Here is a 14,077-nt window from a genome sequence, read left to right on the forward strand (position 1 = left end):
ATCCCCTGCTCAGCCAATGAAAAAACTGCTGTGGAGCGTGATGCAACTGCTGTTGGCAGCTTGCGTTCTGACAGGCGCGGGTAGTGCGTTCGCTGAAACAGGCGTGACCGACCAACGCATCTTGCTCGGTCAGTCGGCCGCTTTCAGTGGACCGGCCGCGCAACTTGGTATTCAGATGCATGCGGGTGCGAAGGCCTATTTTGATCAGATCAATGCCCAGGGTGGGGTGTTTGGCCGCAGGATCGAGATCATTCAGGCCGACGACAGGTACGAAGCCGAGCTGGCCGCTGCCAACACCAAAAAACTGATCGAGGAAAGCGGCGTCTTCGCACTTTTTGGCTACGTCGGAACCCCAACCAGCAACGCAGCACTACCTGTTTTTACTCAGGCCAATGTGCCTTTTTTCGCACCGTTCACGGGAGCGCAGTCGTTGCGCGAGCCATTCAATCGGGCCGTGTTTTCCATACGCGCCAGCTACTACGACGAAACAGCCCATCTGGTTGAGCGTCTGGTCAGCACCGGAATCAAGAACATCGCCGTGTTCTATCAGAACGATGCCTACGGCAAATCCGGTCTGGCAGGCGTCGAGCGCGCTGCAAAAAAAATGCATATTTCATTGGTAGAAATCGCGACTGTCGAACGCAACAGCACCGACGTCCAGGCTGCCGTCGATAAAATCCTGCCGAAGCGTCCCGATGCGATTATCCAGATTAGTGCCTATGCGTCCTGTGCGGCCTACATCAAAGCCATGCGTCGCGCAGGCTATTTCGGCCAGTTCTATAACGTGTCGTTTGTGGGAAGTCAGGCGCTGGCCGATGCGCTTGGTCCGCAAGGTCAGGGCGTGGTGATTTCGCAGGTGATGCCATTTCCATGGCACAGCGCCACGCCGGTGGTGGCCGAATATCAGAAGGTCATGAAAAAAGCCGATATCCGCACGCTGAATTTTTCCAGCCTTGAAGGCTTCATGGCGGCCAAGGTATTCACCGAAGGCCTGCGTCGGGCAGGGCGCGATCTGACTCGTGAAAAGCTGATCAAGGCACTGGAAACCATCAACACCGGCAATTATGACGCGGGCGGATTTGATATTAATTTCAAGCCCGGTGACCATGGCGGATCAAAGTTTGTCGACATGACCGTGATCGTCAAGGATGGAAAATTCCTCAACTGAGTCGGTGGCACTTACTGGAATCGAGAGATAGCCAACACATCAACCCAGTCGCATGTCCCTGGCCCAGGTCGCCAGTCGCAGTGTTGTGATCAACAGGGCGCAGGCACCCAGCGAGTAGTCCGGATAGATGCCGAATTTCTGCATCAGCAAGTAGGCCCAGCATCCGACAAAAGAGCAGATCGCATAGGGTCGGCGATCGCGCAGGACCATCGGGATTTCGTTGCAGACAATGTCGCGCAGTACGCCGCCAAAAATGCCGGTGATGACGCCCATCATCGAGGCGATGAACAGCGGCATGCCGGCAGAAATTGCCGCGGCCACACCCGCTACCGAAAACAGGCCGAGTCCCAGTGCATCGGCCACCACGATCAGTCTTTCCGACACGATGTAGCGCAGTGTTTTGATCACCGGCGCAGAGATCAGCGCCAGTACAAAAATCAGGATCGCGTATTCCTGATGGATGACCCAGAACAGGGGACGTTGATCGAGCAGGATATCGCGTAGTGTGCCTCCGCCGAAGGCGGTAATAAACGCAACAGTAAAGACACCGACCACATCCATCTGCTTGCTGCGGGCTTCGACGAAACCCGAAAAGGCACCCACCAGGATTGCCAGGATTTCGATGATTTTGATCAAGCTCATGCCGGATGATGTGTGAGTGGTAATCCGACGATGATACCGGTAGCCAGCGAAATTCAGGTCAGGTTTGCGATTTCAGCAGAACCACCAGCGCGCCGCTGCCGCCATCGGATGCCTTGGCCTGGCAGAACGCGATGACCTCTTCCTTTTGTACCAGCCAGTTGCGCACCTTCCCCTTGAGCACCGGTTCCTTGTTGATCGAGCCCAGACCCTTGCCGTGAATGATGCGTACGCAACGCAATCCGCGCCGGCCTACCGAACGCAGATACTCGGACAGTGCTTCGCGAGCTTCATCCGTGCGCATGCCATGCAAGTCAAGCTGGCTCTGGATGGCCCAATGCCCGCGGCGCAGTTTGCGGACCGTATCGGCACCTATGCTGCTGCGGGCAAAGCTCAGTGCGGCATCGGTTTCCAGTAACGACTCGACACTGAAATCATCCGACAGGGATTCTGCCAGCGCGGCCTGTTCATCCGCCAGGTGCTGGCGGGCGATCGGGTCAGGGCGGGGCGGTTGCAGGTCGGCTTTGTTAGTGCTCACCAGCGGTGCTACCCGGCCTATGCTGTGGCGGAACAGGTCAGCCTCGATGGCTGCCAGCTGCGCGCGTCGCGCCCGCTCGATGTCGGCAATCGCCTTCGCCTCCTGCTGCGCCTTCAATTCCTGGCGCAGCTTGGTGAGAGCAGCAAAGTCTTTCAAGGGAGCGGGCATGGAGCACTCGGCAAAGTTGTAGATCAACATCGGATACGAAGACCGGCGTGGCGCCGGACGATGATCCGGTTAGTCTTCCAGCGTTTCCAGGAAACGCTGTGCGTCCAGCGCCGCCATGCAACCCGTACCGGCACTGGTGATTGCCTGGCGATACACGTGATCTTGCACATCACCGGCAGCGAAGACACCCGGCAGGTTGGTGGCGGTAGCCATGCCTTCCAGGCCAGTCAATGTTCTGATGTAGCCATTCTTCATGTCAAGTTGGCCCTCAAACAAACCGGTATTTGGTTTATGCCCGATCGCCACGAAGACACCGTGGACGGTGACCTCGCTCACGCTGCCATCGACTGCCGACTTGATACGAATACCCGTCACGCCACTGTCGTCACCGACCACTTCGTCGAGCGTGTGATTCCATTTGACCTCAATCTTGCCTTCGGCAACCTTGGCCATCAGGCGGTCGATCAGGATGGCTTCCGCGCGGAACTTGTCGCGCCGATGGATGACGGTGACTTTGGCGGCAATGTTGGACAGGTACAGCGCCTCTTCGACAGCGGTATTGCCGCCGCCAATGACGGCCACTTCCTGGCCGCGATAAAAGAAACCGTCGCAGGTGGCACAGGCGGAGACGCCTTTGCCCATGAACGCCTGCTCGGACGCCAGCCCCAGATACTGCGCCGAAGCGCCGGTAGCGATGATCAGTGCGTCGCAGGTATATTCGCCGGAGTCGCCGATCAGACGGATCGGCTTTTCGGTGAGCTTGGCAGTGTGGATATGGTCAAAAACAACTTCGGTATTGAAGCGCTCGGCGTGTTGCAACAGGCGCTGCATCAGCTCCGGGCCTTGCACACCCATCGGATCACCTGGCCAGTTTTCGACATCGGTGGTGGTCATCAGCTGACCGCCTTGCTCCATGCCGGTAATCAGCACCGGATTGAGGTTGGCGCGTGCGGCATAGACGGCGGCGCTGTAGCCGGCCGGCCCGGAACCAAGGATGAGGACGTGAGCGTGTTTAGCAGTGGTCATGGAATGTAGTCGATCGAAAGGTAATGAATCTGGGATGAGTTACGTGTACGCAACTTATCAGGCGAATTTATGAGGTTCAGGTGGTGCCGCCGGGCGTAATTGCAATCAGCGAGCGATTTATTGCGCTGCGCACGGTGAATCTGGTTAAGATTATAGACGAACATGACGAACCGGCTTTTCCCAGGATTAATTCCGGAAATCAATCTTGCGTGTCTCGACGAACCGGCCGAAAGTACTGCCAGGTGCGCAGGCAAAAGCAGCGTCGAGAGTGCTGTCCAAGGCCGTCGAACACAGTCAGCATCAACCAGGATTTATGAGTAAAACAAGCCCCGCCTATACCCGCTCCACCGCCCCTCGAAACACCCAGCGACTGCCGGGCAGGCTGGTCCGCCTGCTGTCGGAAGGCCGCTGGTTCGTGCTCAGCGCAATCGGCACCTATCTCGTGCTTGCCCTGTTGTCCTATTCGACCGTCGACCCGGGTTGGTCGCATTCCAATGCAGTACCGCATTTGCATAACTGGGGCGGCTCGGTCGGTGCATGGACCTCCGACCTGTTGTTCTACATCTTCGGTTTGTCCGCCTGGTGGTGGTGTGTGCTGCTGTTGCGGATGATGTTCAATGGCTACCGCCGGCTGTCGCACAAATATTTGATGCAAAAGGACCCTGAGCCGGAATACCAGCATGAGAACCTGATCCGTGGCGTCGGCTTTACGTTCATGCTGACCGGCAGTGTGGCAATTGAATATTTGCGCATGTACTCGTTCAAGGCACAATTGCCGCATTCTCACGGCGGCGTGCTGGGTGAACTGATTGGTGGCGGTGCTGCGCATGCACTGGGTTTCACGGGAGCGACGCTGTTCCTGTTGTTGCTGTTCGGACTGGGCTTCAGCCTGTTTTTTCAGGTGTCATGGCTGGCGGTGGCAGAGCGGATCGGCGCCGGTATCGAACTGCTGTTTGCCGGCGTGCAGAACCTGTACGCCGCCCGGGAGGATCGCAAGGTCGGTGTCGAGGCGGCAGTCAAGCGCGACACGGTGCTGGTGCAGGAAAGGGCGCGGACCGTCGATGCAGCACCGATCCGCATCGAACCCCAGGTCATCGACGTGCCGCGTTCCGACCGCGTCATCAAGGAGCGCCAGGTCTCGTTATTTTCCGACCTGCCCGATACCAACCTGCCACCGATTTCCTTGCTGGACGATGCGCCACCTGCGCAAATCACGGTCAGCGTCGAAACACTGGAATTCACCAGCCGTCTGATCGAGAAAAAACTGTCCGACTTTGGTGTCGATGCAAAAGTGGTGGCGGCCTATCCCGGACCGGTGATTACCCGTTACGAAATCGAACCGGCTACTGGTGTCAAGGGAAGCCAGATCGTTGGCCTGGCACGGGACCTGGCCCGTTCGCTGTCGCTGACCTCGATTCGCGTCGTCGAAACCATCCCCGGTAAAAACTACATGGGGCTGGAACTGCCGAATCCGAAACGGCAAATCGTGCGCCTGACCGAGATCATCGGGTCCAAGGTCTACAACGATGGTGTCTCCAGCCTGACCATCGCGCTGGGCAAGGATATTGCCGGCAATCCGGTAGTGGCCGATCTGGCCAAGATGCCGCACCTGCTGGTGGCGGGCACCACCGGCTCCGGTAAATCGGTCGGGATCAATGCCACCATCCTGTCGCTGCTGTACAAGTCCGATCCGAATCAGGTACGCCTGATCCTGATCGACCCGAAGATGCTGGAACTGTCGATTTACGAAGGCATCCCGCACTTGCTGGCGCCGGTCGTCACCGACATGCGCCAGGCCGGCCATGCGCTGAACTGGGCGGTCGGTGAAATGGAACGTCGCTACAAGCTGATGAGCAAAATGGGTGTGCGTAATCTGGCCGGTTACAACCAGAAAATCATCGACGCCGACAAGCGCGAAGAAAAAATACCGAACCCGTTCAGTCTGACCCCGGATGCACCGGAGCCGCTCGACAAGCTGCCCACCATCGTCATCATCATCGACGAGCTGGCCGACCTGATGATGGTGGTCGGTAAAAAAGTGGAAGAGCTGATCGCACGGATTGCACAAAAAGCCCGTGCTGCCGGCATCCATTTGATCCTCGCCACGCAACGTCCATCGGTCGACGTCATCACCGGCCTGATCAAGGCCAACATCCCGACCCGCATCGCGTTCCAGGTCAGCAGCAAGATCGACTCGCGCACGATTCTCGATCAGATGGGCGCCGAGGCATTGCTCGGGATGGGCGACATGCTCTACATGCCGCCCGGTACCGGCTTGCCGATCCGCGTGCATGGTGCGTTTGTCTCGGACGAAGAAGTGCATCGCGTGGTCGATCATCTGAAAGCGCAGGGCGAACCGAATTACATCGAAGGTATTCTTGAAGGCGGGGTCATTGAAGACGGCGTCGAGGGTGCACCCGGCAGCGAGGGCGCGCCAAACACCGAAGCCGATCCGATGTACGATCAGGCTGTCGCCATCGTCCTGAAGAACCGGCGCGCCTCCATCTCGCTGGTGCAGCGTCATCTTCGGATCGGCTACAATCGCGCCGCCCGGCTCCTCGAACAGATGGAGCAAAGCGGTCTGGTCTCCACCATGCAATCCAATGGCAATCGCGAAATCCTGGTTCCGGCCGGGGCTGCCGCAGAATAGGACACCACTTTTGAACAAGCATTTTTCCAAAATTACCCGTAGCGTTGTCATTGCTGCCGCCGTCGCAGTCAGCGTCATCAGCTTGCCGATGGCAGCCAACGCCTCCGCACTCGAACAATTCAAATCCTTTGTCGCCAGCACCAAGTCTGCCAAGGGCGAATTCAGCCAGCGGCTGGTCAAGACCGACAGTGTTGCCAAGCCTGGCGCTGCTGCTGGCCAGGCGCCAGTCAAGGTATCGACACCATCGACCGGGACGTTCATCTTTGCCCGTCCCGGCAAATTCATCTGGACTTACCTGAAACCGTACGAACAAGTCCTGCAGGCGGACGGCGACAAACTGTTCATCTACGACAAGGACCTGAACCAGGTCACCTCGCGCAAGCTGGGCAACGCGCTGGGCTCATCGCCTGCGGCGATCCTGTTCGGCAGCAATGACCTGGAAAAGAACTTCACGCTGAAAGAGGCCGGCACCAAGGATGGTATGGAGTGGCTAGACGCGATACCCAAGGCCAAGGATACGACCTTCGAACACATCGGCATCGGCTTGCGTGATGGTGTTCCGGTGGCGATGGAGTTGCGCGATACCTTCGGCCAGGTCTCGATCCTGTCCTTCCTGCGCTTTGAAAAAAATCCGGTGCTCGCCGCCGATCAGTTCAAATTCGTGGTTCCCAAAGGCGCGGATGTCAGCCAGCAGTAACGCCGTCACGGCTCGCTGCAGTCGTCCTACCTTATGACCTTCGTACCGCTCGCCGAGAGGTTACGACCAACCACGCTGGACCAGGTCATCGGCCAGTCACACCTGCTCGGTCCCGGCAAGCCGCTAAGGGTTGCCTTCGAATCGGGCCAGCCGCATTCGATGATCCTGTGGGGCCCGCCGGGCGTGGGCAAGACCACGCTGGCGCGGCTGATGGCCGACAGTTTTCAGGCCGAGTTCATTGCCTTGTCGGCAGTGCTGTCCGGCGTCAAGGATATTCGTGAAGCGGTTGAGCGCGCACAGTTGTCGCGCGGGGCGATGGGGCGTCGCACGATATTGTTTGTCGATGAGGTTCACCGCTTCAACAAGAGTCAGCAGGATGCCTTCCTGCCACACGTCGAAAGCGGGCTGTTCACATTCATCGGTGCGACCACCGAAAACCCGTCCTTTGAAGTCAACGGCGCGTTGCTGTCGCGGGCGGCAGTCTACGTCCTCAAATCGCTGACGGAGGACGATCTTGGTCAGATGCTGGACCGCGCCTGCCGCGAACTGCTCGATGGCTTGCAGTTCGCCGACGATGCCGGAGCCACGCTGATCGCTAGTGCCGACGGTGATGGCCGCAAGCTGCTCAACAACCTCGAAATTGTCGCTCGCGCCGCGACGGCAAAAGGCGTCACCGTCGTCGATGCGGCATTGCTGGCGGCATGTCTGGGGGATGCGCTGCGCCGCTTTGACAAAGGCGGCGATGCGTTCTACGACCAGATTTCGGCCTTGCATAAATCCGTCCGTGGCTCGAATCCCGATGCCGCGTTGTACTGGTTCGTGCGCATGCTCGATGGCGGCGCAGATCCGCGTTATCTGGCACGTCGACTGATCCGCATGGCCAGTGAGGACATCGGACTAGCCGATCCGCGCGCGTTGCGGCTGGCGCTGGATGCGACCGAAACGTACGAACGCCTCGGCTCGCCGGAAGGCGAACTGGCTTTGGCCGAGGCGGTGATCTACCTCGCTTGTGCCGCCAAATCGAATGCGGTCTACTACGCCTACAACGCCGCGCGTGCGTTCATCGCCAAAGACAAATCGCGTCTGGTGCCGGAACACCTGCGCAATGCGCCGACCAAGCTGATGAAGGAACTCGGCTATGGCAAGCTGTACCGCTACGCCCATGACGAACCGGATGCCTACGCTGCCGGCGAGACCTACCTGCCCGACGGTCTTGGCGAAATCAAATGGTACAAGCCGACGCCGCGCGGACTGGAAGGAAAAATTTCCGAGAAGCTGAATTTTCTGAACCAGCTGGATCAAAACGCCCGCACCAACGGCAGGAAGTGATCGGCAGCAGGCAATGCCGATGGGTCGGTTGCTATCCGCTATTGGTACAATGACGGCACTAAAATCCGACTCCGGCAACCACCATGATCGACATCCAACTCCTCCGCAAAGACATCGACAACGTCGCTGTCTGTCTGGCCACCCGCAAATTCATTCTCGATGTCGCTGGCTTTAATACCCTCGAAGGCGAGCGCAAGCAGATCCAGATTCGCGCCGAAGAGTTGCAGGGCAAACGCAATGCGTTGTCCAAACAGATCGGCATGTTGAAAGGCAAGGGCGAAGACACCACTGCCGTGATGGAGGAGGTGGCCGGTATCGCCGACGAATTGAAGTCGTCGGCTACCCGTCTGGAAGCAGTACAACTGCTGCTGAGCGACTTCATGATGCAGATTCCGAACCTGCCGCATACGTCCACGCCAGTGGGCAAGGAAGAAGCCGATAACGTCGAAGTGCGCCGCGTTGGCACGCCACGCAACTACGACTTCGAGGTACGCGACCACGTCGATATCGGTGCGCCGCTGGGGCTGGATTTTGATGTCGCGGTCAAATTGACCGGCTCGCGTTTTTCAGTGATGAAAGGCGGCATCGCCCGATTGCACCGCGCGCTGGCGCAGTTCATGCTCGACACCCACACATCCGATCATGGCTACACCGAGTGCTACACACCCTACATCGTCAACGCTGATTCCCTGCGTGGCACCGGCCAGTTGCCGAAGTTTGAAGCCGACTTGTTTGCGGTCAAAAAAGGTGGTCAGGAAGGCGAGGGCGAAACGCTGTATCTGATTCCTACCTCGGAAGTGTCGCTGACCAATATCGTGCGCGACCAGATCATTGCGCTGGATGCATTGCCGGTCAAGATGACGGCGCATACACCGTGCTTTCGTTCCGAAGCCGGCAGCTATGGCCGTGACACGCGTGGCATGATCCGTCAGCATCAATTCGACAAGGTCGAACTGGTTCAGGTGGTGCATCCTGACCAGTCGTTCGAGGCGCTCGAAGACATGGTTGGCCATGCAGAAACGATCTTGCAAAAACTCGGTTTGCCGTATCGCGTGGTTAGCCTGTGCACCGGCGACATGGGGTTCTCCGCCACCAAGACCTATGACATCGAAGTGTGGTTGCCAGCGCAAAAAACTTATCGTGAAATTTCATCGTTATCGAACTGCGACACGTTCCAGACCCGCCGCATGCAAACCCGCTTTCGCAATGCACAAGGCAAGCCGGAGTTGCCACACACACTGAACGGATCGGGTCTCGCGGTCGGACGCACGCTGGTCGCCGTACTGGAAAATTTCCAGGAGGCGGACGGCGGCGTTGCGATTCCGGAAGTGCTCTGGCCTTACATGGGTGGTCTGAAGCGCCTGTCGGCCTGATCGGCCGAATGATCAGAGCCGTGGCAGGGCAGCGCGGCTGATCCAGAATCCCAGCGTGGCGGCAATCGCCGTCGCGCTGGTCCCCCAGGCAATATCGATCATGGCAAATCGTGTCGACCAGCCTTTCAGCGTCGCCAGATTGCTCAGATCGTAAGTGCCATACGCCATGAGTCCGAGCAGCGCGCCCATGGCCAGCGCCTTCAGCCATGAATCGCTGGCCAACGCAGGCATCACGGCGAACACCACGATACCAATCACGTAAAGCACATAGAAGGCAACCGCCGGAGTCGGCAGAGGCGACGGCAGCAGCATGTCGCCGAATTCGCGCACATAAAAATCCTTGATCACGAAACCGAGCCAGATGAAATCGAGCAGCCAGAACACGATACCCGTGGCGAAATAGATGCTGAGATATTTGGTCATCGCAGGCTCACGCTGCGAGCGCATATTTGGCGATCATCGGAGAGATTTTCTGCCGCAGTTTAGTGGCGTTGAATGGTTTGACCAGATAATCGTCTGCGCCTGCTTCGGACGCCGCAAGAATGTGTTCTCGCGTTGCATCGGCGGTGACCATCAGGAGGGGTGTCGCTCGCAGCTGCTCATCACCGCGTATTTGCTGCACCAGTTTCAGCCCATCCATGACGGGCATGGCGCAATCGGTAATCACAAAACCAATTGGCGAACCGATGGCGCGGGCGCTCTTGAATGAGCGCAGCGCCATTTCTCCGTTAGACGCTTCCGAGACTTTCATGTAGCCGAGTTCTTTCAGCAAGTGGACTATCAGGCGGCGCGACGCCTCGCTATCGTTGACTACCAGGAAGTGCAGGTCAGAATTGGTATTGGCGAGGTAGTGCATCTGTCGTCCTTTGCAGAATTGATCCGGGTTTAATCGCTAATTGATTTTGGATTATAGGTATTTTGACAAGATACACCTATCAGACGAACAGCGTGTCTGGTGTAGGAATTTGTGAGTTTTGCGGGTTCCGCTTCTCAAACAGGTCTGCTATACTTCGGCGCTTGCCGGGGTGAAATCCCTTGTGATGACCGAATCAGGAGAGGTGGCAGAGTGGTCGAATGTACCTGACTCGAAATCAGGCGTACGTTAAATCGTACCGTGGGTTCGAATCCCACCCTCTCCGCCAGTAGTACGAAAAAGCCGCAGGCCTGATTGTTTATCGGGGTTGCGGTTTTTTTTCGCCCAAACACGTCACGGGGTCCGAAGTTTATAAATTTACTGGTTAATGCTACGTACTGGACAACGAGTGACATTTGTCCAGTACGTATTGGCTGCTCCTCCCGCCACGTCTACCAGCGCTTCCGTTGGTTTAACTAAAGAAAATTCGAAGGGTTCCCCGGGTATGCACAAGTCTTGCCGGTCATTCCATGCGTTGACTGTAGGGCCTGCTAGCCGTTCCCATCAGAATCTTGGCAGTGACAGTGTGGGCATGCTGGGCTGCTGCCGTTTGGCCACTGCCCAGACTGTTCAGCATCACCACAAATTCATCGTCACCGGGACGGGCCAACGTGTCGCTCGTGCGTACGTACTGTGTCAGTGTCGTTATTGTTTGCACCCAAACTAGCAAACTTTTTTATCTGCAACAAAGAAACGTTCGCGCTATCTAGTCCATCGACAGGGCGCCAGAAAAATTTGCCAGCCACTGCACCAGCGCTTTTGCCGGCATCGGCTTGGCATAAACATAGCCCTGGATCTGGTCACATCCCATTTGCGCCAATAGGGTCAGCGTCGGCGCATCCTCCACGCCCTCTGCGACCACTTTCAATTTGAAGTTATGTGCTAGGTCAATGATGGTGCGCACGATCTGGGTGTCGGGCTCGGAGTTATTCATGTGCCGCACAAACATTTGGTCGATCTTGAGTTCGCTGATGGGAAAACGGCGCAGGTAAGCCAGCGATGAATATCCTGTGCCAAAGTCGTCGATTGCCATTTCAAAGCCGCGCTGCGACAGCGAATGCATCATCGTGATCGATTGCTCGATGTCGTTGATGACGGCACTCTCGGTGATTTCCAGCCCGATCGTGCTGGCGCTTGCCGACCAGATATCCAGTGCTTGCTGTAAAAAATCCGGCAAGCCCGGATCGGCCAGCATGCCTGCCGACAGATTGATCCAGATACGCTGGATTCCTGCTTCGGCCAGCATCATTGACTGCTCCCGCAGGACGGTATGCAGCACGTGGCGGGTAAGGTCTTCGATCATGCCGAATTGTTCGGCAATCTCGACCAGCGTCATCGGACTCATGGCGGGCTGCAGGTCCACTGGCCAGCGAATCAGCGCTTCTACACTGACGACTTTTTTCAAGACGACGTCGACCTTGGGTTGATAGGCAATGGTCAGCTGATTGAGCGCCAGCGCGCTGGCCAGCGCGACGATGAGATCCTTGTTGTGCAGGCCTGTGCCGTCGGTGTCGGTCGCCACGCAATACAGCAGGTTCTGGCTGCGCGCACGTTTGTTTGCTTCGGACGCTGCTTGCAACAAGCCAATTGCGGTACCGCCAGAAGATGGTGCTACGGCGATGCCGATGCGCGTTCGTAGCGTGACGGTCAGGGCGCCTGACAGCAAGGCGCCTTCGAGCGCACGGGCAATGTTGGTAGCGGCCAGGCTGGCGATCGTGGCAGACGCCAGCGCCGGCAATACGATCCACAGTTCGTCAGCGTTCGTCAGTGCCACATAGTCCGTCGCGTGCAGAGCAACAGCTACCCGCGCAAGCAGTTCCGTGCTGATCGCAGCCGACTCGGGCAGGCCCAGAGTCGCCCCCACAAGATCGCTACGCGCCAAAGATACGATCAGGACCGCCAGTGTCGAATCACTTCGAGCCAGTTCCAAATCTGCCGCCAGCCGCTGATAGAGTGCGTGCGTCGCATCGAATTGCACCGCGCCCAACAGGCGTGTTGCCAATTTGTTCGACCAGAGTCCAGCTATGTTCATGCGGCCTTCAAATAATAGTCTTGCATCTGAATGCCAAAAGCACCATCTGCCAAACCGGTCGTGATGCGCAGAACCTTGGGCGCAGCGGCAAAATTGTGTTTGAGCATGTCGAGTTCCTGCGGCTGTGGCAGCGCCAGCTTGGCGCTATCCGTCAGTATCAGGATCAAAGGCTCGAGTCGGCGATAGGCATTGTGTTGAACCACGATCGCCACTTCACCACTGGAAAGCTCGATCAGTGAGCCTACCGGGAAGATGCCAATGGCTTGTACAAACTGCTCGACCAGTGGCCCGAACCAGCGTGTATCGCTTTCGGCGAACAATCGCTTCATCGCATCGTAGGGCGCATAGGCCGGGGCATACGGACGCGGATTGACCATCGCATCGTAGGCATCCGCGATCGCGGCCATCTTGCCAAAAATAGCGATCTGGTTGCCTGGCAGCCCCGCCGGATAGCCCTGACCATCGACGCGCTCGTGGTGTTCCGCAATCGCACGCAAGACCACTTCAGAGGTCACACCAGTGGTTTCCAGCATCGATACCCCGCGCCGCACATGGGTCTGCATCTCAAGGGTTTCGTCTTCATTAAGTTTGCCCGGTTTGTCCAGCAGGTCGGCATGCAGGTCCATTTTTCCGAGGTCAAGCAGCAGGCCGATAGTGGCCAAATCGGCCAGCTGCTCACGCTGGAAACCAAGTTGCCGACCCAGTGCTGTCAGGTAGATCGCCACGCCCAATCCGTGGTGATACATGCGATTACTTTTGTCGCGCATCTTGGTTGCCCAGATCATCGTTCCAGGGCGGCGTATCATGTTCTCGGCCAGCGTTTCGGAAGCCAGTTGCAGTGCTTCGACATCGGTATCGCGATGCTCTGCCAGGTCCCGGGCGATGCGTTCCAGTGCCGCCTCGCCGAGGTCACAGGCAATCAGGGCTTGTGGCAGCGCCAGTTTCGTGAATTCTGCGGCAGGATATACCACCAGCCCAATGTCATCCGGTATGTAGGCAGGGCGTAGGGAGACGGGCACTGCCTGCAAGCGTTTTTTTAGTAGCAACCCACCCAGGACGTTCGATAATCGCCCCATCAGTTCGCGCCACCACAGAGAAAGTCTCTCCTGGCGATTGGCATGGTCACCGTCGTGTTTCCTTACGGCAGATTGAAACGCCTGGAGGCGTTGTTCAGCAGGTGCCGCCCGCTTGCTGTCCGTAGCGGCCGCGAGGTCTGTCTCGTACAAGCTGGCTTGCGGAAAGTGCGCCAGCGCCGACAAACGGCTGCGTGCCGGATCTACCGTTACCAAACGGGCGAGCCGGACTACGGTGGCCACATCCTCGTCGGTCGCAAGAAAAATTCCTTCCAACAAAAACGGCGTCGACGCCCAACCACAGTCAAGATCTGCGACGTACATGCCGATACGCAGCTCGGTACCAGACACGACAAGCGACGATTTGAAGACTTTTTTGGCTAATTGTTGATCGTTCAAGGTCTAGAAGCCTTTTCTTGTAGAGAGGACAGGCAACAAGCCTGAATACGGGCACACGTCGTCGGCAATTTT

13 protein-coding genes and 1 tRNA gene are annotated in these 14,077 nt (G+C 57.6%); 6 read left to right on the forward strand and 8 right to left on the reverse strand.

Annotated elements, in window-relative coordinates:
• Positions 1-16: 16 nt before the first annotated feature.
• On the forward strand, positions 17-1,168 hold the full coding sequence (locus ABD720_RS05465) for an ABC transporter substrate-binding protein (protein WP_344762225.1): 1,152 nt from the start codon (positions 17-19) through the stop codon (positions 1,166-1,168).
• A gap of 39 nt (positions 1,169-1,207) precedes the next feature.
• Here ABD720_RS05465 and ABD720_RS05470 read toward each other — a convergent pair whose 3' ends face one another.
• From ABD720_RS05470 to trxB, 3 genes are read right to left on the reverse strand one after another with little or no spacing between them, the layout of a single operon-like run.
• Positions 1,208-1,810, reverse strand: a complete 603-nt coding sequence (locus ABD720_RS05470) for a trimeric intracellular cation channel family protein (protein WP_344762226.1) — start codon at positions 1,808-1,810, stop codon at positions 1,208-1,210.
• A gap of 58 nt (positions 1,811-1,868) precedes the next feature.
• Positions 1,869-2,543: a Smr/MutS family protein gene (locus ABD720_RS05475; RefSeq protein ID WP_425547912.1), complete on the reverse strand. Its 675-nt coding sequence runs from the start codon at positions 2,541-2,543 to the stop codon at positions 1,869-1,871.
• 39 nt (positions 2,544-2,582) lie between these two features.
• A complete protein-coding gene (gene trxB / locus ABD720_RS05480) occupies positions 2,583-3,539 on the reverse strand; it encodes a thioredoxin-disulfide reductase (RefSeq protein ID WP_344762228.1) in 957 nt (318 codons plus the stop codon).
• 313 nt (positions 3,540-3,852) lie between these two features.
• Between trxB and ABD720_RS05485 the strand changes: the two genes are divergently transcribed.
• The 4 genes from ABD720_RS05485 (at position 3,853) to serS (ending at position 9,588) form a co-directional block, all read left to right on the forward strand.
• Complete coding sequence (locus tag ABD720_RS05485) at positions 3,853-6,189, forward strand: DNA translocase FtsK (RefSeq protein ID WP_344762229.1); 2,337 nt, start codon at positions 3,853-3,855, stop codon at positions 6,187-6,189.
• Positions 6,190-6,199: 10 nt separating this feature from the next.
• Positions 6,200-6,886 (forward strand): outer membrane lipoprotein chaperone LolA, encoded by a 687-nt coding sequence (gene lolA / locus ABD720_RS05490; protein ID WP_344762230.1) that lies wholly within the window; start codon positions 6,200-6,202, stop codon positions 6,884-6,886.
• Between the two features lie 33 nt (positions 6,887-6,919).
• On the forward strand, positions 6,920-8,215 hold the full coding sequence (locus ABD720_RS05495; RefSeq protein ID WP_344762232.1) for a replication-associated recombination protein A: 1,296 nt from the start codon (positions 6,920-6,922) through the stop codon (positions 8,213-8,215).
• Between the two features lie 83 nt (positions 8,216-8,298).
• Complete coding sequence (gene serS / locus ABD720_RS05500; protein WP_344762233.1) at positions 8,299-9,588, forward strand: serine--tRNA ligase; 1,290 nt, start codon at positions 8,299-8,301, stop codon at positions 9,586-9,588.
• A gap of 12 nt (positions 9,589-9,600) precedes the next feature.
• On the opposite strand, the gene ABD720_RS05505 is transcribed toward serS, so the two are convergent.
• Both ABD720_RS05505 and ABD720_RS05510 read right to left on the reverse strand, forming a co-directional pair.
• The gene (locus ABD720_RS05505; protein ID WP_344762234.1) at positions 9,601-10,011 is read right to left on the reverse strand and encodes a DUF2177 family protein; all 411 of its coding nucleotides are present in this window, start codon (positions 10,009-10,011) and stop codon (positions 9,601-9,603) included.
• 7 nt (positions 10,012-10,018) lie between these two features.
• Positions 10,019-10,444 (reverse strand): response regulator, encoded by a 426-nt coding sequence (locus tag ABD720_RS05510; RefSeq protein ID WP_344762235.1) that lies wholly within the window; start codon positions 10,442-10,444, stop codon positions 10,019-10,021.
• Between the two features lie 196 nt (positions 10,445-10,640).
• Here ABD720_RS05510 and ABD720_RS05515 point away from each other — a divergent pair.
• Positions 10,641-10,730: transfer RNA gene (locus tag ABD720_RS05515), tRNA-Ser, on the forward strand.
• A gap of 234 nt (positions 10,731-10,964) precedes the next feature.
• Here the strand turns inward: ABD720_RS05515 and ABD720_RS19275 are convergent.
• The 3 genes from ABD720_RS19275 to ABD720_RS05525 are packed head-to-tail and all read right to left on the reverse strand — an operon-like array spanning position 10,965 to position 14,005.
• The gene (locus ABD720_RS19275) at positions 10,965-11,159 is read right to left on the reverse strand and encodes a diguanylate cyclase domain-containing protein (RefSeq protein ID WP_425547913.1); all 195 of its coding nucleotides are present in this window, start codon (positions 11,157-11,159) and stop codon (positions 10,965-10,967) included.
• Between the two features lie 48 nt (positions 11,160-11,207).
• Positions 11,208-12,533, reverse strand: coding sequence for an EAL domain-containing protein (locus ABD720_RS05520; protein ID WP_344762236.1), 1,326 nt, complete (start codon positions 12,531-12,533; stop codon positions 11,208-11,210).
• The gene (locus ABD720_RS05525) at positions 12,530-14,005 is read right to left on the reverse strand and encodes a cyclic di-GMP phosphodiesterase (protein ID WP_344762237.1); all 1,476 of its coding nucleotides are present in this window, start codon (positions 14,003-14,005) and stop codon (positions 12,530-12,532) included. The genes ABD720_RS05520 and ABD720_RS05525 overlap by 4 nt, the downstream gene beginning before the upstream one ends.
• Between the last annotated feature and the right edge of the window lie 72 nt (positions 14,006-14,077).

The sequence above is a fragment of the Actimicrobium antarcticum genome (genome assembly GCF_039536745.1).
GTDB lineage: Bacteria > Pseudomonadota > Gammaproteobacteria > Burkholderiales > Burkholderiaceae_D > Actimicrobium > Actimicrobium antarcticum.

Bases quoted from the DNA above. Each gene is read 5' to 3' on its own strand.
- ABD720_RS05465 (WP_344762225.1), top strand. From the start codon at position 17: ATGAAAAAACTGCTGTGGAGCGTGATGCAACTGCTGTTGGCAGCTTGC.
- ABD720_RS05470 (WP_344762226.1), bottom strand. From the start codon at position 1,810: ATGAGCTTGATCAAAATCATCGAAATCCTGGCAATCCTGGTGGGTGCC.
- ABD720_RS05475 (WP_425547912.1), bottom strand. From the start codon at position 2,543: ATGTTGATCTACAACTTTGCCGAGTGCTCCATGCCCGCTCCCTTGAAA.
- trxB (WP_344762228.1), bottom strand. From the start codon at position 3,539: ATGACCACTGCTAAACACGCTCACGTCCTCATCCTTGGTTCCGGGCCG.
- ABD720_RS05485 (WP_344762229.1), top strand. From the start codon at position 3,853: ATGAGTAAAACAAGCCCCGCCTATACCCGCTCCACCGCCCCTCGAAAC.
- ABD720_RS05495 (WP_344762232.1), top strand. From the start codon at position 6,920: ATGACCTTCGTACCGCTCGCCGAGAGGTTACGACCAACCACGCTGGAC.
- serS (WP_344762233.1), top strand. From the start codon at position 8,299: ATGATCGACATCCAACTCCTCCGCAAAGACATCGACAACGTCGCTGTC.
- ABD720_RS05505 (WP_344762234.1), bottom strand. From the start codon at position 10,011: ATGACCAAATATCTCAGCATCTATTTCGCCACGGGTATCGTGTTCTGG.
- ABD720_RS05510 (WP_344762235.1), bottom strand. From the start codon at position 10,444: ATGCACTACCTCGCCAATACCAATTCTGACCTGCACTTCCTGGTAGTC.
- ABD720_RS05520 (WP_344762236.1), bottom strand. From the start codon at position 12,533: ATGAACATAGCTGGACTCTGGTCGAACAAATTGGCAACACGCCTGTTG.